This is a genomic window from Bacteriovorax sp. DB6_IX (assembly GCF_000447775.1).
GTDB lineage: Bacteria > Bdellovibrionota > Bacteriovoracia > Bacteriovoracales > Bacteriovoracaceae > Halobacteriovorax_A.
Genome location: NZ_AUNJ01000476.1, coordinates 1 through 22,489 on the forward strand (window position 1 = coordinate 1; position 22,489 = coordinate 22,489).

22 protein-coding genes are annotated in these 22,489 nt (G+C 38.1%); 6 read left to right on the plus strand and 16 right to left on the minus strand.

Going from position 1 to position 22,489, the window contains the following annotated elements:
* Both M901_RS14770 and M901_RS14775 read right to left on the minus strand, forming a co-directional pair.
* Positions 1-231, minus strand: a 231-nt coding sequence (locus M901_RS14770) for a hypothetical protein (RefSeq protein WP_021279020.1), incomplete at its 3' end; no start/stop codon positions are given.
* Positions 228-893, minus strand: coding sequence for a helix-turn-helix transcriptional regulator (locus tag M901_RS14775; RefSeq protein ID WP_021279024.1), 666 nt, complete (start codon positions 891-893; stop codon positions 228-230). The genes M901_RS14775 and M901_RS14770, both read right to left, overlap by 4 nt.
* Before the next feature lie 243 nt (positions 894-1,136).
* Here M901_RS14775 and M901_RS14780 point away from each other — a divergent pair, with 243 nt between their 5' ends.
* Entirely contained in the window at positions 1,137-1,661 is a 525-nt protein-coding gene (locus M901_RS14780) for a pentapeptide repeat-containing protein (RefSeq protein ID WP_021279021.1), read from the plus strand.
* A 506-nt stretch (positions 1,662-2,167) separates the two neighbouring features.
* Here the strand turns inward: M901_RS14780 and nadB are convergent.
* Together nadB and nadC are read right to left on the minus strand one after the other, a co-directional pair.
* Positions 2,168-3,733, minus strand: coding sequence for an L-aspartate oxidase (gene nadB, locus M901_RS14790; protein WP_021279028.1), 1,566 nt, complete (start codon positions 3,731-3,733; stop codon positions 2,168-2,170).
* A gap of 2 nt (positions 3,734-3,735) precedes the next feature.
* Positions 3,736-4,593, minus strand: a complete 858-nt coding sequence (gene nadC / locus M901_RS14795; RefSeq protein ID WP_021279015.1) for a carboxylating nicotinate-nucleotide diphosphorylase — start codon at positions 4,591-4,593, stop codon at positions 3,736-3,738.
* Between the two features lie 116 nt (positions 4,594-4,709).
* Here nadC and M901_RS18450 point away from each other — a divergent pair, with 116 nt between their 5' ends.
* The gene (locus M901_RS18450; RefSeq protein WP_198295414.1) at positions 4,710-5,615 is read left to right on the plus strand and encodes a ComEC/Rec2 family competence protein; all 906 of its coding nucleotides are present in this window, start codon (positions 4,710-4,712) and stop codon (positions 5,613-5,615) included.
* Here M901_RS18450 and ung read toward each other — a convergent pair.
* The 5 genes from ung to M901_RS14825 form a co-directional block, all read right to left on the minus strand.
* Positions 5,580-6,284, minus strand: a complete 705-nt coding sequence (gene ung / locus M901_RS14805; RefSeq protein WP_081653482.1) for a uracil-DNA glycosylase — start codon at positions 6,282-6,284, stop codon at positions 5,580-5,582. The genes M901_RS18450 and ung overlap by 36 nt on opposite strands.
* Positions 6,285-6,327: 43 nt before the next feature.
* On the minus strand, positions 6,328-8,511 hold the full coding sequence (locus tag M901_RS14810; protein ID WP_021279029.1) for a thiamine pyrophosphate-dependent enzyme: 2,184 nt from the start codon (positions 8,509-8,511) through the stop codon (positions 6,328-6,330).
* A gap of 104 nt (positions 8,512-8,615) precedes the next feature.
* Positions 8,616-9,713, minus strand: coding sequence for a hypothetical protein (locus M901_RS14815; protein WP_021279032.1), 1,098 nt, complete (start codon positions 9,711-9,713; stop codon positions 8,616-8,618).
* 81 nt (positions 9,714-9,794) lie between these two features.
* A complete protein-coding gene (locus tag M901_RS14820; RefSeq protein WP_021279016.1) occupies positions 9,795-10,460 on the minus strand; it encodes a hypothetical protein in 666 nt (221 codons plus the stop codon).
* Positions 10,461-10,538: 78 nt separating this feature from the next.
* Positions 10,539-11,648, minus strand: coding sequence for a Glu/Leu/Phe/Val dehydrogenase (locus M901_RS14825; protein ID WP_021279025.1), 1,110 nt, complete (start codon positions 11,646-11,648; stop codon positions 10,539-10,541).
* 107 nt (positions 11,649-11,755) lie between these two features.
* Between M901_RS14825 and M901_RS14830 the strand changes: the two genes are divergently transcribed.
* Positions 11,756-12,112 carry a 2Fe-2S iron-sulfur cluster-binding protein gene (locus tag M901_RS14830; protein ID WP_034722535.1) on the plus strand — a complete coding sequence of 119 codons (357 nt, stop codon included), beginning with the start codon at positions 11,756-11,758 and terminating at the stop codon, positions 12,110-12,112.
* Here M901_RS14830 and M901_RS14835 read toward each other — a convergent pair.
* A complete protein-coding gene (locus tag M901_RS14835; RefSeq protein ID WP_021279019.1) occupies positions 12,109-13,044 on the minus strand; it encodes a hypothetical protein in 936 nt (311 codons plus the stop codon). The genes M901_RS14830 and M901_RS14835 overlap by 4 nt on opposite strands.
* A gap of 16 nt (positions 13,045-13,060) precedes the next feature.
* On the minus strand, positions 13,061-14,074 hold the full coding sequence (locus M901_RS14840) for an NAD(P)/FAD-dependent oxidoreductase (RefSeq protein WP_021279027.1): 1,014 nt from the start codon (positions 14,072-14,074) through the stop codon (positions 13,061-13,063).
* 134 nt (positions 14,075-14,208) lie between these two features.
* On the opposite strand from M901_RS14840, the gene M901_RS14845 reads away from it, so the two are divergent.
* The gene (locus tag M901_RS14845; protein ID WP_021279033.1) at positions 14,209-16,845 is read left to right on the plus strand and encodes an ankyrin repeat domain-containing protein; all 2,637 of its coding nucleotides are present in this window, start codon (positions 14,209-14,211) and stop codon (positions 16,843-16,845) included.
* On the plus strand, positions 16,845-17,681 hold the full coding sequence (locus tag M901_RS14850; RefSeq protein WP_021279017.1) for a hypothetical protein: 837 nt from the start codon (positions 16,845-16,847) through the stop codon (positions 17,679-17,681). Before M901_RS14845 ends, M901_RS14850 begins: the two co-directional genes overlap by 1 nt.
* A 10-nt stretch (positions 17,682-17,691) precedes the next feature.
* On the opposite strand, the gene M901_RS14855 is transcribed toward M901_RS14850, so the two are convergent.
* The 4 genes from M901_RS14855 to M901_RS16840 all read right to left on the minus strand — a co-directional run bounded on the left by M901_RS14855 (position 17,692) and on the right by M901_RS16840 (position 20,912).
* Positions 17,692-19,029, minus strand: coding sequence for a hemolysin family protein (locus M901_RS14855; protein ID WP_021279031.1), 1,338 nt, complete (start codon positions 19,027-19,029; stop codon positions 17,692-17,694).
* A gap of 196 nt (positions 19,030-19,225) precedes the next feature.
* Positions 19,226-19,690, minus strand: coding sequence for a hypothetical protein (locus M901_RS14860; RefSeq protein ID WP_198295415.1), 465 nt, complete (start codon positions 19,688-19,690; stop codon positions 19,226-19,228).
* Positions 19,690-20,466: a hypothetical protein gene (locus M901_RS14865; RefSeq protein WP_157680058.1), complete on the minus strand. Its 777-nt coding sequence runs from the start codon at positions 20,464-20,466 to the stop codon at positions 19,690-19,692. Before M901_RS14865 ends, M901_RS14860 begins: the two co-directional genes overlap by 1 nt.
* 2 nt (positions 20,467-20,468) lie before the next feature.
* Positions 20,469-20,912, minus strand: coding sequence for an NUDIX domain-containing protein (locus M901_RS16840; RefSeq protein WP_021279018.1), 444 nt, complete (start codon positions 20,910-20,912; stop codon positions 20,469-20,471).
* Positions 20,913-20,977: 65 nt separating this feature from the next.
* Between M901_RS16840 and M901_RS16845 the strand changes: the two genes are divergently transcribed.
* Positions 20,978-21,967 carry a tRNA-dihydrouridine synthase gene (locus M901_RS16845; RefSeq protein ID WP_021279026.1) on the plus strand — a complete coding sequence of 330 codons (990 nt, stop codon included), beginning with the start codon at positions 20,978-20,980 and terminating at the stop codon, positions 21,965-21,967.
* Here M901_RS16845 and M901_RS14880 read toward each other — a convergent pair.
* Positions 21,939-22,361, minus strand: a complete 423-nt coding sequence (locus M901_RS14880) for a hypothetical protein (protein WP_021279022.1) — start codon at positions 22,359-22,361, stop codon at positions 21,939-21,941. The two genes, M901_RS16845 and M901_RS14880, sit on opposite strands and share 29 nt — an antisense overlap.
* Between the last annotated feature and the right edge of the window lie 128 nt (positions 22,362-22,489).

The following is a 22,489-nucleotide window of genomic DNA, read 5'->3' on the forward strand; positions in this document are numbered from 1 at the left end:
ACTCTTTCCCTCAATATAACCAAGTTGTGGATGAAAACAACCATCTCCCATTGGAAGACATTTTTCATCATTTTGCGCAAGAGCTCTTAGAACGATTGGGAATTGATCTTTTGTTAATTCTTTTAAGTGCGCTGTCTTCTTTGCAGCAAGAAATATAATATCGACTTGCTTCGGTAGAGCATAGGCCAAGTTGAAAGTTAATGTGAAAATTAGTGTTATAACTATTTTCAAACAATCATTCCCTTTTGTCTGAAGTAACGGAATAGGTCGTTACCTAGATCAACGATTAAATCTCTAGCTTCCATATCTAAACTTAAAAAGTCTGAGACATAAGCTTTTTGCCTTGGAGAAAGTTGTGCAAACTTATCTCTCAAGTTAGTTTCAGAGTTTGGGCCACCCATATCAGCAGTAAAAGGAATGTTTCGTGTTTGACCACCAACTTTTACTTTTGCTGTTGCATTTCTCTGAGCTGTACCAGTACTCAATGTTTCAACAAGTGCATCCTCCAAAGGATCACCACTTGAAGCAGTCGGTGACGCAGGAGGAACCTGTGTTGTAGTTTGTTGAGTCGCTGAAGTTGTCGTCCGAGTTTGATCTAACGATGAAGCTGGATCACCCTTATAAAATGCAACAAGCCTTCTAAAGCGCTCCCAATATGTCTCTTCGACAAAATCAACGACTTCAGTTAGCGGAATTTCCAGATTTGCGACAATTTTAGCAACTAATTGCGGATTAATATCTGCTGTCTTCATTCCAAGAAAGCGAGACATAGTTGAAACACCAGTATCCGTGCGTTCTGCAAGATCTTTTTGCGACATTGGCCCTCTAAGCTGCATATACTTCCTTACTGTGGCCAAAAAATCTTCTAATTTTTCACGATTGAACTCTGTCATTGCATTCTCCTTGCATGAAATTTCAACCTTTCTCATTTTGCAATCTCACGCAACTAGCTGAAACCTCGTAAAAACAGCCTTTTTGAGCCTATATTTTGGCCTTCTAGCTGCTTAATATCATTATCGGATTGCAAATTAATTTCTTTATGCAATTTTATTGCTTGACGCAATGAGTCAGATATTATATTCTGTGTTTGAGCTTGCAACAACAGGCTCACCACATGCAGGACTTAGGGGTAACACATGAAAACACTAACTCGCTTTATCAATCCAGTCTTCGAAGCTCAACTAGATCAGGCCAAGTACGAAGTTGTAGAAAATGAAGTTATTAAGGCTAATGATTTAGAGGGGTTAACAATTTCTGGTTCTCTCTTCTCTCTAACAACATTTACTGGTGTTACCTTTAAGTCTTGTGTGTTCTTTGGAACAAGATTAGAAAATTGCATCTTCATCGGTTGCAAGTTTATTGATTGCAAATTTGAATTCTCTCATATCTTGCATTGCAAATTTGAAACGACAGTGTTTGAAAATTGCAATTGGGAGTTTTCGACTATTAAAGATAACTCATTCAACCACGGAAGATTTGACGTAAAAACTCAGTTTCTTCTGAACAAGGCAGCTAACAGACAAGAAAACTGTATCTGCCCTCTACCTAACTCGTGGCAAGAAGCAGAAGAGCTTCTTATCGAAACAGAACAAAGGGTGGAAGAGGAATCACCAAACCAATGGGGAACATCTTTGGTGAACTTTCTCAAATCAGCAGCATAAGAAAATAAATTTACTGGCAATATATTTGGCTCACAGACTTCATGGAAAATACATGCCAGAGGCAACTCTATGCCAGAAGTCTACATATCTGACCTATTGAAGAAAATGGATATTCTCTCTAGGAAATCTCTATCACACCTTCAAGGGCAGGAGCTTCGGCTCCGGCCTCATTTCTTCTAAAGACAAGGTGGAAAGGACGATTTAATGAGATTTTATTTCTTACTCTTTATACTCTCTCACTTTTTCGCCAGCGAATGTTGGGCAAAAGGAAAATATAACAAGTCTTCTGGCAGGACGCCAAGTAGCAAAGCTGAAGAACTTTTTTACTCGGTCAGGGAAGACCTTAATTTAAGTATCCCACTACCACAGACAAAATCCAGAGGAGGATATTATGAAGTTACACCTCGCAGTTATATTGATGTTAACTACAAACATCTTGAGTTCGAGAGAAGTTTTGGATTGGGTTTTACCATTTCTTACTAATATGAATTAATGACTTGGTGGGCTTAATCTTTACGATAGAAGCAACCAATAGATTCGCTATTTCGACTTGAAGAGTTTTGAACAATAGTGGCCACTTCAACAGCATTTCTCAAACCAATAAGACTGTCAGTCAGGCGACACCTTTTATAGAAGCGAGTAATTTCATCACTCATTTCTTTGAACATGGCTTCAGCTCTTTTTAGTCTATTCGTTGTTCGATTTAAGCCAACATAATTCCACATTGTTTGCTTTAAGCTCATCCAATCCTGACTAACAAGGGCCTTATCTAAATCTTCATGACCATCTCGCCAGTTCTTAATATTAAGAGGTGAATAAACTTCAATCTTATCTAGCTCTTTAAGAATACTCTTTGCACTGAGGTAACCCCAAGTTAACCCCTCAAGTAGAGAAGTCGAGGCCAGACGATTTGCTCCATGTAAGCCAGTACATGAAACTTCGCCAACTGCGTAAAGATTTTTGAGACTCGTTCTTCCTTCCATATCGACCTTAACACCACCACAAGTATAGTGAGCTGCAGGAACAACTGGGATAGGCTGAGTTGTAATATCAATTCCCTTAGATTTACAGTGATTATAAATTGTTGGGAATCTTTCTTTGATCCAAGTCGGATCTTTATGAGTGATATCGAGATAAACACATTCATGATGTGTTTCAATCGTTTCTTCAACGATGGCCCTGGCCACAACATCTCTAGGGGCAAGTTCTAAGTCAGGGTGATACTTTTCCATAAATCTCTTACCTTCAGAGTTGATCAGGACACCTCCTTCTCCTCTTACGGCTTCAGAGATTAAGAATCTTCTGTGAGCAGAACTATCATAGAATGTTGTTGGGTGGAATTGAATAAATTCCATATCAATAATCGAAGCTCCAGCTCTTTTGGCCATGGCCTGTCCATCACCTCTTGCACCTTCTGCATTAGAATGGTGAAGATAGAGAGCACCAATTCCACCAGTCGCAAGAATTGTCATCTTTGCGATGGCCTTATAAACTTCTCCACTTTCTTGATTAAATAAGTAAGCTCCAACAACTTTATTCTCCTCATAACGTTGAGTGATACTCACACCTTGGTGTTGAGGAGTTAGAAGATCGATTGCCGTATGACTTTGTAGAAATTTAACGTTTGGAAATCTTTCGCTTTCTTTTAGATAGTTTAGTAGAGAGATTTGAATCTCTTTTCCAGTGAAGTCTCCTTTATAAAGGATTCTATCAATAGAATGAGCGGCTTCTTTTGTATAGAGAAGATCATCATTCTTTCCACGGGCAAAGTTTGTTTGGGCCTTATTAATGAGAAGATCATCAACGGCCTCTTGACCAAATCTTTGAAGTCGATCAATGGCCTCAGGACTTGATGTTTCACAAGAAGCTTTTTGGATATCATCCTTTAGTGTTTCATCCGAAGCACTTGGATATATAATTCCTCCTTGGGCCCAAAATGTATTTGATACCTTAGGATCTTTTTCACGCGTCACAATACCAACTGACTTACCAGCTTCTGCAAGTTTTGCTGCTGCACTTAAGCCAGCAATCCCACATCCAATTACAAGTACATCAAATTGATAGTCCGCCATATTTACCACTCTTTAGAATATTTCAATGAGATATCAACAGGAGGTGCACCATAAGTTATAGCGCCAACGCTAATTGCATCGATTCCTTTAATAAGATAGTCATCAATTGTTGAAAGTCTGATACCACCAGAAACTTCAATTGTTACATCAGTAGGCTTCTTCTTAATGACCTTTCTAATATCTTCAGGTGAAAAATTATCAAGCATCATATGCTTAACACCCATAGCGAGAACTTGATCGAACTCGTTAATATCGTGAACTTCAACTTCGATAGGAGTATAAAAACCTTTCATACTTCTAAAGAACTCAACAGCTTCTTTAACACCACCAAAAAAGTTCTTATGATTATCCTTAACCATCCATAAGTCAGTCTGACCAAGTCTGTGGTTATATCCGCCACCAACTCTTACAGCGTATTTTTCTAGCGACCTATGTCCCGGGGTAGTCTTTCTTGTATCAAGAATAGCAATACCCTTGTCACTGGCCTTCTTCACATACTTATTTGTATAAGTTGCAATTGATGAAGCATGTTGCAAGAGATTAAGAGCAATTCTTTCACCTGTTAGGGCAATACTAAAAGGGAGTTCAAACTCAATTTCAACCTTGTCGTCTTTCTTAAAAGACTGCCCTTCGTACTTTTTAAAGAAATCATAATTAATTGAATCGTCACCAAGAAATCTGAAAACTTCGACAAAATAAGGAAGTCCAGCTAGGACAAGATTATCCTTAAGCTTTAACTTACACTTCACCATATCGTTAGGAAGCGCATTGATATAATAAAGATTTCTCGAAAGATCATCTTCAACAAAGTAACTTTCAATCGTAGCTCTTACAGCATTTGAAATTAGTGGGTTTGACATAAATATCGACTCCATTTGGTATGCGGTCATCTTTGTATCACTTTCACTATAGAAATAAAATTAGAGACTTAGACTTTTTTAGGGATTTTTTTGAGGCCCTCACCTATGTTGTGGCCATGGCAAGAACCCTCTTTCTTTCAATAATATTCATTTTTACTCTAAGTGCTCAAAATAGCGTCAATTACTATGGAAAAAGAGCATTCAAATTCAACCTTTCGCACAAGGTCAAAAAAAGCTTCAAAGAGAAAGAAAATTTCTATATTTATCGTAGCTTTATTACCGGAAGAAAAAGAGGCGTCCCCAAGGAACTAAAGTCTGCAATGAAAAACCTTAATCTCCTACATCTTCTGACCCCCTCAGGTCTACACCTGAGCTCTATTTTTATCATCTTCTTCCTAATAAGAAGAAAGCTACAATCTAAGTATATTGACTTTACTGAGCTTGCAATCTCTCTATCTATCTACTGCTTTTTGCCAGGTTATTACTCTTTAAAAAGGGTCGCCCTTTTGCGCTCACTATTCTTAGGAAATAAACAAGTGTCGAATTACTTTTCTAAGACTCAAGTGTTCTTGATTTTTCTCATAGTCGATATTGCCTTTGGTACTTTTCAACATAGTCACTTAAGTTTTGCCTATAGCTGTCTCTTTCTTGGTCTCATCTTTTTAAGTAAGGAGATCTCCACGGTAAGTCTTTCATGCCTTTTCTTCAGTGCTCAGGTAATGATGGCCTATATCTCACATCAAGAAATAACTCCACTTTCGTTAATTTTTAGTCCAGCTCTGACATGGATTTTTACGCTCTTCTATCCACTTACATTTCTAAATCTAATCTTCATTAAACTCTTTAATTTTTCGGAATGGATCATTATTGCTTTTGCGAATATCATTACATTAGTCGACAAAATAGCAAGTCCCCTACTGACTCAAGTCAGCTGGCTTATGCTATTATGTGCAATGATAATTAATCGTAAGACAATCTATTTGTGTTTAGGAATTTTGTGCATCCATCACTTCATCTATTGAAAGAGGGAGCTCCCAATTAATTTCTGTTATTCCTTGTGACTTTAGATATCCATTTGTCTGTGAAAAGGGCTTACTTCCAAAGAAACCTCGATAAGATGAAAGAGGCGAAGGATGAACTGACTTAATGACATGATGTCGAGACTCATCGACTTTCTTTGCTTTCTTCTGAGCAGGAGAGCCCCAAAGAATAAAGACAAGATTCTCTTTTTCTTCATTTAAAACTTCAATAACTTTATCTGTAAACTTCTCCCAACCTTTCTTATGATGAGAACCAGCTTTTCCTTGTTCAACCGTTAGGCATGCATTCAAAAGTAGCACACCTTCTCTCGCCCAATTTAAGAGAAAACCATGTTCAGGAATTTCAACTCCAAGATCTTCATGAAGTTCTTTATAAATATTTCTTAAGGATGGTGGAATTTTTACTCCAGGCTTAACAGAGAAGCTCATGCCATGTGCCTGATCAGGACCGTGATAAGGGTCTTGTCCAATTAGAACAACTTTTACCTTATCAAATGGAGTTTCATTAAAAGCACTGAAAATATCATTTTCCTGAGGATAAATAACTCTTTCCTGCTCTCTCTCTTTCCCTAAAAAGTTAATGAGCTCTTGAAAATAATCTGCCTCAAGCTCACTTTTTAAAACTTCGTTCCAACTCTTTTCTAATTTCATCATAATTAGATATAAAAAAGGGTGGAATTATCCACCCTCTTCTTTAGTAGTTTAAGATTGTTTTAATCTGATTGTAGACATCATCAACCTGAGGAAGAATATAATCCTCTTGGATAGGACAGTAAGCAACGTGGCTATCTTTTGCTGCCACTCTTAGAATTGGAGCATCTAGAGACTCGAAACACTCTTCATTAACTCTTGCTGCAATCTCTCCTGCAAATCCAGAAGTCTTAGTTTCTTCATGACAAACGATGAGTCTATTTGTTTTAGCAAGAGAAGTCTTAATAGCTTCCATATCAAATGGTGCAAGTGTTCTAAGGTCAATTACCTCAACAGACTTTCCAGTTTCAGACTCGATCTTCTTAGCAGCATCAATTGATTTTTGAACAAGTGCTCCCCATGCAACAATTGTAACGTCAGAACCTTCTTTTGCAATTCTCGCTTTTCCAAATGGGATCATATACTCCTCACCTGGATCAGCTGTTCTATTATAACCTTGGTAATAAAGGTGCTTATGCTCAAGGAACATAACTGGATCATCACCTCTGATTGCAGTTCTTAAAAGTCCCGCAGCATCAGCAGCATTTGATGGGAACGCCACTCTAATTCCTGGTACGTGAGTAAAGAGAGACTCTCCACACTGAGAGTGGTAAATAGATCCACCTCTTAGGTAACCACCAATTGGAACTCTAACAACCATTGGACATTTAAAGTCTCCACCAGAACGGTAACGAGTAGTCGCCATCTCGTTCTTTAGTTGCATATATGCAGTCCAGATATAATCGAAGAATTGAATCTCAACAACAGGTTTTAATCCTCTCATGGCCATACCGATAGCACGTCCAATGATATTTGCTTCCGCAAGAGGTGAGTTAAAAACTTGTCCTTCCTTAGATTCTCTTTGAACACCTGAAGAAACTTTAAATACTCCCCCCTTACCTTTTAGGTCTGGGTTATCAAGTTTTTCAAGTTGAGAGAAGTCAGCAACGTCTTCACCAAACATTCTTAGAAGTGGATTTCTAGAGAACTCTGATCTAAGAACGGCATTAATCGCCGATGCCATAGGAATATCATCTTTTCCCTCAAATGTTCCTTCTGTTTCAAAATCAGAAGATGTCATATCAACATCGTGTGAGTAAAGGTGATCAAGAGCATCCTCAGCTTTTGGCCAAGGAGTATCAATCGCTTCTTGCATTGCTTTTCTAACTTCAGAGCTAACTTCTTCTAGAAGATCGTTAACTTCTTTTTCAGTCATAATTCCAGCTTCAATTAGCGTTTTTGGATATGAATTAAATACATCGTCTTCTTTTTCTTTTTTAAGTTCTGCTTCAGTTCTATACATAGACTGATCATCAGAAAGAGAGTGAGAATATGGTCTCGTAACATGTGAGTGTAGAAGAACTGGACCCTTACCTGCTCTAATATGCTTTGCTGCTTTTGCGAAAGCTTCATAAGATTCGATTGGACAGTTTCCATCACACTCTATCACTTTTAGCCCTGGGAAATCATCTAGAGCTTTTGAGATTGATCCACCTGGAGTTTGAACAAAGGTAGGAGTTGAAATAGCGTAACCATTATCTTCAACGTGGAAAAGAACTGGAAGTTTGTTAACAGAAGCTGTTGTTAAACCTTCCCAGAATTCACCTTGAGACGTTGTTCCATCTCCACAAGAAGTATAAACAACTTCATTCTCATTAAGAATAAACTCAGAAACATCTACCCCGTGCTCTTCATTCATTCTTTCAAGATATAAACCAGTCTCAGCAACACCACATGCTTGTAGAAATTGTGTTCCTGTACAAGATGACTTTTGAACAATATTTAATTTTACATTACCCCAGTGTGCAGGCATCTGACGTCCATGAGTTGCTGTATCACCAATGTTACCATTGGCCTGACATAGCATTTCGTATGGAGTTACTCCTAAACCTGTACAAAGAGCTCTATCTCTATAGTAAGGGATAAACCAGTCATGAGCTGGCTTTAAGACTTTTGCCGCTGCAGTAAGAACACCTTCGTGACCTGCACCAGAAATTTGAAAGAATGCCTTTGATTGCTTCTTCATAGTAATTTCTGCATCATCAAGTTTTCTAGATACAAAAACATTTCTTAGCATTCCAACGAGATCTTCTTTTGAAAGATCGTGCTTCTTAGCGATCTTCATTTTCTTTTCAATCACTTTCTCGCGACTTTTATTCATAGACTTTCCCTTTGTCTTATCTAACATAATCTCTTCCTCGTATTATTATTCGCGAAAGTCTATCAATTTAAACGATATGCGTGGATATGCGACGCAATATCGAGTGTGTAATTTCAACGGGTTGTGATTTATTAAAATCCGGAAGAGAAGCCAATAACGAAGCGACGATCCTCTTTTCCTCGAAATTCATTGGTCGTCGTGTCAACAGCGTATGTTGTGAGGTCAAATTCTAGCTTACGAGTCTTAATTCCAATTCCACCGGAACCGAAACCATCACCGTAACCAACCCTCATAAAGAAAGTTCTCGCAATATCCAACTCAAGTCCAGCAAGGAACTTACGGCTTGAGGCAACATCAGGATAGAGATTTGTAATATCTTTCATATTTGCTTCAAAATGAACTCTAACCACTTTTCCAATCTGTGGAGTCACAGAGAAGCCAGCATCAATTGTATTCTTGATTCCATCTGGTGCTCTGGCACTTCCCTTTGTTTTAGAAAAGTCTTGTTGAGCAGAGTTATGAGAAACAATCGAAAATGTTGGCAAGAATGAAACTGGAAGAGTTAACTTAAGACCAGTATTTAAAAGGAACATTGATCCTTGATCATAGTCACTATCTTCAAGCTTGATTGTCACATTTGGATCGGCCGTCCCAATGGCTTCTTTACGATTAAGTAGAGTTGCAGTAACTCCGGCCTTAAAGACACCACCAAAGAGTGATAGGTTTAAACCCATGTATGGACCGTGATCACGACGTTGAGCATACTCAAACTGAGCACCCGTCTCTTGGCCAATCATCGCCCTTTGTTGAAAAGCAAAGAGATAACCTAGTGTGAAATATCTTGTCGTAAAATTTGGAAGAACTTGAAATCTTGAATGAGACAATTTTCCCTTGTGATCAAGTAGAAGCTCCCTTGTCCCATCAAGTGAGAAAGCCTTTGGAAACTTTGTTAGCGCATCAGTTGTCTTTCCACTTGTTGCAGAATTCAACCACCCCTTATTTGTCTCCAACTGAAAATTGGAGATATGGAGATGGGTAAATCGTACAGTTCCTAAACCGGCAGGGTTATAAAAAGCCGCCGAAGAGTCATCGACCTTACTAATGAAAGCATTTCCCATAGCTAAGGCTCGAGATGAAGTGGCCAACTCAGGGAAAACCGCATCTTCAAATTCAATTGCATGAGAGTGTGTCGAGAATAGAAATGTGAGCAATAGCGCTAGTTTTTTCACATAATCAGTATATTAACTCAAGGCGCAATAAGATAGCGAGGTAGTTTGTGCCTCTAAATAACTTGAGAAACGAGGTATGAATTAAAGTGATTTCATGTACTTAAATAGCTTGCTAGCGTGTTTATTTTCTTTATGACAGGCCATATATTCATGAAGCTCTTGAGCAACTAGCTTCTTATCAAAATGAAATTTCTTAGAGAATTCCTTCTCTCCGCCTTTGAAGCTCAGGAAAATATCTGGAACACTGGCAAGAATATAATCAACTCTCCCCTTTTCAAGCATAAGAAAGAGCTGTTTCTCACTAGAGACAAAGTAGTATTCGATATTGTCTGACTTGTTCATTCCCTCTTCATAAAGAGATCGCACAGCAACTCTTTTTTTCTTCAAGAAATCTTGAGAAGAAATGACCTTCTTATTCTTAGGGGTAATCGCAAAAAGTTCAATCGTTCCAATAGGAGACGATAGAACCATATGTTGTGGAGTATTAACTCCCTCACCTTTTGAAAATGGAAAAATACAACTACCAGGGTTTTTCTCAAAACCTCTCATCCCACGATTCATTGGGAGAAATTCGACGGCAAATTTAAATGGTGTCTCCCTTTCAACTTTTCTAAGGAAGCTATTGTATTGACTCGATTGATCAGGAGTGTTGATCTGTTCAATCTGAGTTGTGTAGATCTTAATCGTACTATTAGCAGAAAAAGTCACAAGGGCGAATGTCATTATCTTGATAAGTGAAGCTTTCACTACTTAATCTTAAATGAGAATGCTGCATAAAAAAAGGGCCAAAAAAGGCCCCTTTTATATTTAGAAAATGAACTGATCTTAGTGACGAGTTTTTCTTCCTGGAAATCTATGTGGAAGATTACCAAGGTATTTTCCTTTGATATTCTTAATTGCTTCAATTCTAGACTCAGCAAGAACATCAGTCGCTTTATTAACTGGAATGTTTTGCTCATCAGAAATTCTGAATACATCTAGAGTTGTATCAAAGATTGAATCTACCATTCTAACAGCTTTGTCTTCTGACCAACCTTCGAATTCAATAGATACGTTCATAAGTCCACCAGCATTGATTAGGTAATCTGGTGCATATAGAATTCCTTTTTCTTTAAGGATTTCACCGTGTCTGTCTTCAGCAAGTTGGTTATTTGCAGCACCTGCTACGATCTTACACTTCAGTCTATCAATTGTATTATCGTTTACAGTTGCACCAAGAGCACATGGAGAATAGATGTCACAATCTACATCATAGATCTCATCAATCCCTACAACTTTTGCATTTGGAACTTTCTCTTTGAAAAGTTCAATATTCTTTTCAGAAATATCACAAACTGTTACTTCAGCACCTTCATTGTATAGGTATTCTCCTAGGAATCTACCTACAGAACCGGCACCTTGAAGTGCAACTCTCTTACCTTTAAGAGACTTGTCTCCGTATACTTTTTGACAAGCAGCTTGAATTCCTCTGAATACACCTCTTGCAGTCCATGGAGAAGGGTTACCTGATCCACCGTGAACTTCTGCAACACCTACACAGTTAGATGTTTCAGTGAAGATATGCTCGATATCTTCAACTCTAGTGTTAACATCTTCAGCTGTGATGTAACGACCATTAAGAGATTCAAGGAATCTTCCGTATGCTCTAAAAAGAGCTTCTGACTTATCTTTTTCTGGATCACCGATAATTACGGCCTTTCCACCACCAAGGTTAAGACCAGAAACGGCCGCCTTATATGTCATACCTTTTGATAATCTAAGAACGTCATCAAGAGCTTCCTCTTCTGACTTATATTGCCACATTCTTGTCCCACCAAGTGCAGGTCCTAGAATTGTGTTGTGAATAGCTACAATTACTTTTAAGTTACAGCTTGGATCACTAAAGAAAATCACTTCCTCGTGTCCGTCCTTGTAAAGTCTCTCAAAGCTTAACATGCTTGCTCCTTTCTTATATCGTGGCGTATTTAAAGTAATTTCAATACGTTCCGATAAGAGTAGTAAAATATCATCATGAACTTTACTCAATCAAAGGTGAAAGTAATATGCCCACCGTGTCAGTCGTAGAATTAGATGCAGATGGAAACGAAATTCCAGGTTCGGAGAAGTCATTTCAAGTGGATACAGGTGATGTCATTTTTGACTCACTGGACAATCAGGGGCACAAGCTTCCTCACGGATGCCTAGCTGGCTCATGTGGCTCTTGTAGAATCCTCGTTCTTGAGGGGGCTGAGAACCTCGCCAAGTCGAGTGTCATCGAGGCCAATACTGTCGACAATATAGCAAAGGATTACCGAGAAAAATTAGGGGAAAACTTTGTCAAAGATAAGACGATTCGACTTTCTTGTCGCGCCAGACTTAAAGAAGATGGCCCAGTTAAAATCGGCGCCTTAAAATCCTAGTCAGCATTGAGATAGAGTAAGGTCTTCACATGGGCCACTCTATCAAATCGCCAATTCTTATATCGATTAATTACTGAAGGTAAGAGTCTTACATTTTTAAAATTTAAAACTGTAGCAAGATGATCAACACCTTCTTCAATAATATAATTACCAAAAGGTAGATAGGCGGAACTCACTTCTACCAAACCATCATTGCGTCCACGTTTTAAAGTTATGAGGTCACGAACAGACTCAAGTGGAGACTCTGGCCCAAACTCATTTTCAATATAAGAGACATACTGTAGGAATTTCACCTTCTTTAACATCTCAGAGATATAGCCTTGGTTCTCTCTTTGAAATGGTACGAGAACAGATGGACTCAATGACCTTAGGCCATCGATACTGCCTCCAAAGAAAGAGAAGACCCATCTTGTTCCAATATTAATGACTCTTGTTTGAGAAAAGAAATCTGCGATATAGGCGCCATAAAAAGGTGTTTGCATTGCCACCCACCCGACAGTTCGCTTTCTAATATCTTTATTTTCTAAGAGAACATTAAGAAATTCTACTCCACCCTTTGAGTGTGAAATAACGAAAATCTTTCCCTTTATTTTCTTAAGCTCTTTAGCAATATATTTTGAGTTCTTATCAACAGTGTCTTCAGATTCTACTATGATTCTCTTATGCTTAATTCTCTTCTCTTTAAGCCAGTCCATACTATCTTTGAAATAGTCACCAACAATGAGAGAAAAGTTAATAGGTTGCTTCGACCCATCGATAGCTGTTTCAGAAAGAATTCCAGGAAGAAAGACTACGGTGACATTCTTATACTTATTAATGAGATAGTTATCGTATTCAGAGTTAAGGTTCTCCTTAATATCCATATAACGCTGGCTAAGGTTGCCAGCAAAAACACTTAAACTCATTAATGCGATAAGAATGATTTTCTTCATCTCAGCCTTCCTGATTTTACGAACCTCGCTTCTGTGCAAGAAGCTTCGCTCTTTTTTCAGCTCTTATCTTACGATTAATATCATCCAGACTGTCAACGGCCATATCCCACGCAGTATAGATTTGCTTTTTAAATCCAGCTCTTAGGTCACCTGCCACATAGAAATTTTCAATATTTGTCATTCCTTTGGCATCAGTTACAACATATCCTCTATCGTCGACATTTGCGCCAACTTGCTTAGCTAACTCATTGTAAACAATAGTACCTAGCGAAACAAAACTGAAATAACTCTCAATTTGTCTTCCACTCGCAAACTTATATCCGTGAAGCTGTCCCGCTCTCTTGTCTCCAACAACTTCGACGATCTCACTATCAAAAACTTCAATCTTATAAAGATCCATTAACTCTTTTACTTCATCGCTAAAGTCTGGTCTTTCTCCATTAGTTAGAATCGACATACTTGGAGTGTTGTATCTTTCCTTAAGCATAATCGCGACCCACGCGGCACCGCTTGTGTGACCAATGATTGAAGTATGCTTATCAAGGACATGGTGACCATCACATCTTAAGCAGTAATCTACTGTTTGAGCATTAGCATATGGAAGAATTGGTTGAATCGATTCTTTAAAGTGAGGCTGAACATCCATAATTCCAGTACAAAGGATGACATACTTCGCAAAGTGAATCCCACCGTTTGTGTCTTCTAGTTTGAAGTTCCCATCGGCCATTCTCTCAACAGAAGTGACTCCTGTTTTCTCAATGGTATGAAGGTTATCTTTGAACTCACTTTCAGCGATCCACTCTAATGTGTCTTTATTAGGGTTTTCAATTCCCTTCTTATAACCTTGATAGCCAGGCATATTTTCAACTTTAGCGACCCAGAAACCTCTTGATCTCTTCTTATCTTTTGCTGAGCCAGGAAAGAAGAGTACCTCATCATTATTTAAGACTCCTCTAAGAACGGACATCACACCAGCAGCTCCACCACCGATTACAGCAATTTGGTATATTCTTGACTCATTTGTACTCATATTTAGACTCCTTAGCGTCTTTATTATTCTAATCTTAGTATATGAAAAGGTAAAACTTGCCGCCAATCAATTATCTCTATGCCCTGATAAACGTTCACTGTTAAATAGCCGATTTTACTTAAGAGAAGAGTAAAATGGCCATAGACAAGCAAACTGAAGAGATCTTGTTAGATGCGATTGAAAACGATGACTTTTCGGCCATCAAATCGTTAATCAATCAAGATCTAAACATTGATGACAAATTTTCAGATGGAGAGACAATCCTCCATAAGTGCTTTGCTTTACGTAAATATACCATAACTCAGCATCTCGTTCTCCTAGGTGCCGATATCTTCTCTACTGACAAACTTCAAAGAACACCACTACATTTAGGGACCCGATCAGGCTTTATTGAGGGCACACAACTCTACACTCTTCTCGCCAATAATCTCAATCAGCAAGATCACAAGGGACGAATCCCGCTCATGCATGCCATCAAGTTTAAGCAAATGTTACTCGTCAAAATTCTCATGGCCAAAGGCAGTGACACTGATCTTAAAGACAATAACGGCTACTCTTCTCTCATGTGGGCCGTAAAATTCTTAGATCCAGCTGAGCTTAAAGAACTGATGGAAAACTCTGATGATGAGACTATTCAAAATCAAATTCAAGAATGTCTCGAACAAGGAAATGAGCTCGAGGTATGCGACAAGACTATTGAGCAAGCTAAAGAACAAGAGTCTGACGAAAATCAAAGTGAAGAGGTTGAGAATATTCTCCCGAACCCTATTGCTGAGATGATCACTAAACCAGAAAACGAAGAGCACCTTGCGCCATACTCTATTACTGATCATATTGAATCCCTCAAAGTTAAGGCACAGGAAGAAGGCTTTGATTATGAAATAGCCACACTCCCTGAAGACAAAAGAGTTACTCCAGAGGGAAATATTGAGAGCTACCAACCTGATGAAATCAAAAAAGCTGATAGCGATATAGAATCGTTCACCCGCTCGATGCCAAGTGATACAACAAGGGTTGAAGGATCATCTCCTCAAGCTCAAGAAGCTGAAGAGATTATGCGAGTGTCAGGTTCAAATGAACCTCAAACAGAATTTGAAAGACAAGAGATTCAATCTCGCCCAGATGCAAGTAATCCAGAACTTCTACAAAGAGAAGAAGTCATGAGAGTCTCTGGTTCTAATCCAGAATTACTCGACAATGAAATTCAGCAAATTAAAAGACCAGAGATGGAAGTTAACGCTCAAGAAATGGAGAAAATCCAACGAGCGACCAGTGAAGGACATACTGCTCTAGAAGAGACAGAGCTTCCAACAAGACCAAGCTCTTCAGTTCAATCAAACCAAGCAGAGTCCCAGAATAGGCCAATGGCAAAGTCTGATTCTACAACGGTCACAGGGCAAGGTGGAACAGATCACATGAAAGAAGAAATCTCCAGAGTCAAAGGGCTCGAGGGAGAAGGAAGTAGTGATGATCTTTGGAAGACAGAATCTCAAGCTGGTACAGAAAATGTCTCTGATTATGAGATCACAAAACTTAAAAGAAGTGAGATGACAGAAGAAGAAATCTCTCTTGAACGAAAGAAAGCTGAGGAGTCCGCAGAGAGTCCTGATACCATTTATACTAAGAAGAAAGAAATTAATTATATCCGTGATGGTTACAAAGAAGAGTACAAGGACGATTACGGTGAAATTAGAACTGTCGATAAGAAAATTGGAAATGATGAATTGGGTGATATCCAAACTTCGGATAAACAAATTGGAGAAAAAGGTCTTGCTGAAATAAAGACTGTCGATAAAACAGTTCAATCTGAATACGAAGTTCAAGAAAAAACTCCAGAGCAAGCTCAAAGTACAAATTACTCAAGACTTGAAGGAGCCCCTGTTCAAAATGCACAAGAAGACAAGATAGAAATCACACGCAAAGAAATTACGCCACAACAAGCAGAACAAGTTAAAAGACCAGAGATGGATGTAAAGCCTCTTGAAAAAGAAGAAGATATCATGAGGGTTAAATCTCAAGCCACAGAGGAAAATTCTGAAAATGAATCCGATCTTATGAAGGTCAGCTCCCTTAAAACGGAAGAAGAAAAAGAAACGATAGAACTAACTGGTGCAAAAGATCAGTCTGCGCAGCATACAGAAATCAGTGGAGTCACTGAAGTCCAAAATGAAGATGCCATAGTTGTTGAAGATGAAGACGCTGTCACAGAAGATGGTGAACCACTTACAATAGAAGAGCAGAAAGTTGTTAAGCAAATGGTTGATCCCAACCTTAAAAATAAGAAAGGACAAACTCTTTGTTGGATTGCAGCTGAAAAAGGACAGACTGCCCTACTTAAAAAGTTTATTCAAAAGGGCGCTGACTATGAGATCAAAGACACTCAAGGGGTTTCTCCACTCATGATTGCCTCAATGAAGGGGCACACTGAAATTGTTGAATACCTAGCTCACAAAGTAAGAAATGTTGATGAAAAAAGAAGAGATGGACAGACGGCCCTCACTCTTGCCATCGAGTCAGATAGGCCTGAAGCCGTCAAAGCTCTCTTAGACAATGGAGCCAGTTCAGAAACTAAGATAAAAGGAAACACTCTCCTTATGCACGCAGCAAATGTGGGTAGCGCAAATTGTATCAAAGTCCTTATTCTTCTTGGCCATGACCCTATGGAGAAAAACTTTAGAGGTAAAACCTCTCTTGATATTGCCAAGGCCGCAAGACAGAAAAGGGCCTATGCCCTCTTAAAGAAAATAGTTGATTCAAGGCAGGCAAGTTGATGTTAACAGATAAAGCGTTTCATATTGTTGAAAAAACTAAATTTGATAGTATTACGATGCTTCGAGAAAACCATGATGAATTAAGGGAGATTACTCAGAAATATCTCGATAACCCAAAGCACCTAATTATTAATCTCGCTATGTCTGATAACCCGACTGACGAGTTCTTAGATCAAATCAACTTCCTATCAACCCTACTAAAAAGTGAAAACTACTCACTTCAGGTATTTGCGACTCCTGACAATATTCAAGGAAAACTTAAAACTCATAGATTAAGAAACCTGCCAGAGATGCAAGATCTATCTCACTATATAAGCTCACTCAATGCGATTGAAAGAGAACTGCGTATCGAGAGTCTTCTCAAGTCTTATGTCGACAATACAATGAAGCATGTCTTTTCTAAGTCTGGGCTCATTATAAAGCGTGGAGAGCTGACAATTGAAAATGATCCTGAGAACTTCCTCAATCAAATGAACTACTTTCAAACATTTGAGTTAGAAGATGCCTTTTTCTCATTTGTTATTGGAGGCAGCGAGGAATTCTTCACACCATTTCTCGAAGCCATGAAAGAGACAGAGCTGGCACCAGTCTTAAACTCAATCTCTTCTCGTGTGCCAGATTCACTTCTCAAATCTGTTAAGATTCATGATTACCTCACTCATCCGTATGATAGTTTTCCTACAGAAAAGATTTCTATATTAGGAAAGGAATACTCTTACTTTAAAAACTGTGCCGTAATGAAAGTTCCACTTGAATGTGATTTAGGTGAATTTAATCTGGAAGTATGGATACCTAAGGATTTTACAGCACAAGTTTATGGCTTTCTCAATCCTTAGGATAATTTTATTAGATTGCGTCGATTTCTTCAGATGTTTCGATATCTAGATCTTGAGCTTCAGTGGCTTCTTTCTTAGAGAAAATATGCTTTTCTCCATCCACATCTTGAATCTTAACTTCTCGGATTTCATAATCATCTACAGATTCCAGAGAGAAACTCAGTCCTTCCCATACGATAATCTGTCCTGCTTCAGGGAAGTTATTCCCAAGCATATCTAAAATAAAGCCCGCGAGAGTTGAATAGTTATCATTTAAAGGAATCTTAATATCGTATTCAGTATAAAGATCTCTAAGTGAAATTGTTCCTTCTACAACAACTCCCATTTCAAGATCATTCTCTTCATACTCTTTTCTTACATCTTCTTCATCAATATCGTGCTCATCTTGAATCTCTCCAAGAATCTCTTCAATAATATCTTCAATTGTGATGATCCCAACAATTAATCCAGTCTCATCTTTAACCAGTGCAAGGTGAATCTTCTTTCTATTCATATGGTCAAAAACCGCTTGGATTTTCATATGCTCATAAACAAAGAAAGGGTCTTTAATATGATTTAGAAGACTGAAGTTTTCTTTCTTAACAAAGGCCAGAGATTTAACATGCAGAAATCCCTTCATATTTTCAAGCTCACCATCACAAACAGGATAACGGCTGTGAGTATCGGCACTAACGACATCGATAACTTCACTGTAGTTAGAATTCGCCTGAATATACTTTACCTGCTGGCGAGGAATCATGATGTCCTTAACTTTAATCTTTGGAAATTCCAAGATCGAGTTAAGCATATCAATTTGCTTTGAATCCATCGTATTTTCTTTTTCCGCCTTATTAATCATGTACTCAATGTCATCTCTTGTGACAAGGCGACCTGTAAGCTGAGCATTCTCACCCAGTACAGTATGGATTACCCAAACCATGAATTTAATAATTGGATAAAGAGAGAAGTAGAAAACTTGAAGAACTCTAATTACAAATAGTGATAAACTCTCTGCGTGAGTTCTAGCAAATGTCTTTGGAATAATCTCACCAAAAATCAGAATGATAAATGTTGTGATACCGACAGCGATACCAATAGCATCACTTGCAAAGAATCTCTGGGCAACAACAGTTGTTAAAGATGAGGCAAAAATATTTACGACGTTATTTCCAACGAGGATTGTCGTAAGAATCTCACTAGGTCTCTCAACCATAAAGGCCAAGGCATTACCTTTAGCTCCACCTTCTTCAATAAGTTGCTTTGCTCTATCGTGCCCGATAGAGAGAAGAACAGCTTCAGAGCCAGAAAAGAATCCAGAGAGAATAAAACAAAGCGCTAATGAGAAAATCTCAATACTGTCTATCTCCATGAGATCCTCTCAGAGAAAATATTTAATAAATTTTTAAAGATGATAGTTTCTAAGAATTTAAGCGGAGGTTCTATTTTGAGTTTCCTTGTTAAGTTGAATCTAATTGATCATTTAAACCAATTAAATTTATCTATATTTTACAATAAATCAAGCTTTTAGTCTATCTAACATGTACTTTCAAATACTTAGTGATGATCTAACTGTTCACCTTTGAAGTCATGATCAGAGTATACAATTCATCATTCATCTCATGGTTGAAGTCATAAATTTCATCCATATTAGATATATTTCTAAAGATGGCATTACACTTATAACAAATAGCAACCTGACTCAATCTTCTAAAAAGAATGAAGTCAAAAACGTAGAGAATAATAAATGGAGCAACTGAATACATAGCGTACTGAGTTGTTGCCATATAAAGTGTCAAAATCGCAGCGATAACAAAGAGAAGAACACCTATCTTTCTATTGAAGTCTTTCTGCTTATAAAAATCTTTTCTCTCACATGAAGGACAGTCTTTAAGTTTCCCTTCAAAATGATCTGGTGTGAATGTGACAGGTTCTTTATGTTCACAAACCTGGCATTCTGCCTCTTTAGCACCCTCTGTTGGTGTAAAAGAAATACCTGAACCACACTCTGGACAAGTTAAAGTAATTTCCATCATATTAACAACCCGTATTTAAAGAAGAGAAAACTTGAAATCATTTCGCCAATAAAGACGAAAATTGTCATGGCATAGAAGATCCCCGTTGCGCTTTGAATACTTCTCATTGCAACTAACTTCCAACCAAAAATCGACATAACAATAATTACTAAATATCCCCAAAGACCACGCATCGAAACCATTAACCAGTTAAAGGCATAACCCCCACCAAGACGAGTTCCAAGCTCAAGATATTCCCCTGCGCCAACAACTTCAATTCCGCTCCAGATAAGCTTTGGAGCAAAGAGAATCCAAGTGAAGATAAGAGCAATTTTTAAAGGTCTCTCGCTTAACTTTGGTGTGACTAGGTACCAGTGACCAAGGATCATGGCATATGTGATCGCCCCTAAATACAGAGCTGAAGATAAAATAAAGAAGTAATTACCAATCGAAGAATTCAAGAAAGTATAGAAGGCCACAAAAGTTAACAGGGCCGGAATACTATACATAATCCAAAGAGCGGCATTTTTCTTGTCAAAAGTTTCATGAAGTTGACGATGGAATAACATCGAAACCATTGAAATATAGAGAACAATACTGTGAAGGTCTGTTGCCGACTTTCCGCCAATCACATGACAAATCTGTGCAATAAATAGCGAAACAAGACAAACCGTTGTTAATAATTTTTGAAAACCACCTCCAGTCATTTCAGACTTTGCAACTGGAGCAAAAATAAAAACGCCAAACCCTAGTGATAAGAGAAAGAATTGGGCCATTTCCATTATGTAATTCATATTTAATTCATTCCTAGCTGAGACTTTTTAAACTCAATAAATTGCATTAAAAAATGCTTATTTGCTTCTGGGATATTGGCACTTTCTACATCATTTTTCGCACTTTCCCAAGTAATCTTTTGCTCGCTCAGACCATGTTTCATATCAGACTTTTTATTTAGGTCGAGAGTATAAATAAAAAAGACTAGAGAGCGATCTTCGTAAGCAAAATCATAGGTAGAGAAATGAGTCAGATCCTCTGGCCCTAATTTAAGACCAACCTCTTCTTCAAACTCTCTAAGTGCTGAAAATTCCGGAGCTTCACCTATTTCAATCTTACCCCCAGGAAACTCCCAGAGACCATCGAGAGGACCATCTTCTCTTCTTAGTTGAACGTAGAGAGAAAGACCCTGTTCATCTATTTTGAAAGGTATAACAATTGAGATTCTCTTTGCAATTTTAGTCATGAAGAGTTTCTACACAGCTTTCAAAAAGATGGCCAGTTTGGCGCATCTAGTCTATAAAGAGCCTCGTGAAAAATCTGCCATTTAAGAAACATTCACTACTCTTCGCTCCAATGGAGGGAGTTACTGATGGGCCATATCGTCTCGCGATTTCTCGTGCCTTTTCTGAATGGGACTACTTTAGTACTGATTTTTACCGTGTCCCAACAGTTGGAAATATTCAAGAAAAGGCCATCCTCAAACACTATGGCCACGGGGCACTTGAAAAGAAATCCTTACGAGATAAAACTTCTTATCAAATCCTCACTTCTGCTAGGGCCCAAACAAAACCAGTTGTAGATATTATCAATGCTCAGGGCTTTGAGCACCTCGATCTCAACTTAGGGTGTCCATCAAAGAAGGTTAATGCTCATAGAGGTGGGGCGTTTCTCTTAAGTGATATTGAAACATTAAAACCAATTATCAAAACAATTCGTGAATCCTTCGATCGTATATTTACTGTAAAAATTAGAATTGGTTATCGAGACGATAAGCTTTTCTTCGATCTTCTTAAGATGTTTGAAGATGAAGGCGTTGATGCCATCACTCTCCATGCAAGAACGAGAGATCAACTCTATCAGGGAACGGCTGATTGGGAGTATATCAAAAAAGCAGTTAAAGCATGTTCAATTCCAATCATTGGCAATGGTGATATCTGGACTGTTGAAGATATTGTCAGAATATTTGACGAATGTGACCCATACGCCATCATGATGGGAAGAGGTGCACTAAAAACACCTTGGCTTGCAACAACTTATTACGAACACAGAAATAATCCAGACTTCCTAAGCGAAGAATTCCTTCTCGAAGAAAGAAGACGTGGTTTAGATATTTATTTCTACGAACTAGAAAAAGAATATCGAAAAGAAAATGTTGAAGATATTAATATCCTAAAGAGATTCAAGTCCTTCTCTCGATATCTCTTCGACGACTTTCCCGATCATGAAACTGTCAGAGGAAGATTTCTAAGATCAACATCTCTCAATGAGTTTAAAGCTCATCTTCATGACTTAGTTTAATATACAGATAAAAAACTAATTCAAATGTTACAACTCCCAATACTATTGCCAAGAGCTTTACCAAAGAAAAGTCTAGAAGTAGCAACACCAGTGAAACAATAATTCCAGCAGAGTGTGTAAGGATTTTTTCTCGATATTTTATATTCTCTGGTAGCTTTAGATTTACTGTATTCCAAAGAGAGAAGACAAAGGACACAAAGGCCAGTCGCTTTCTAGGATTTTCTCGATACGTATTAATATTCGGGTGCTCCAAGAAAACAGCAAATGTATAAACTAAGAGATAAGGAATGATGACTTCCAAGACGAGTGGCGAAAATAGCAACAAGAGAAACGCCAGTAAGATAACGGGAAGTGTGAAAGTGTAATATCTTTTAACTCTATCAAGTTTAAACATCCTACTTATTATCTATTTCTATTTGGGAAAAATCTAGGGGGTGTTAAGGAATATGAATAAAAAAAGGGACCTATTTAAGGTCCCTTCTCAAGATATCTTTTGATTATTGTATTACTTCGCAACACCAA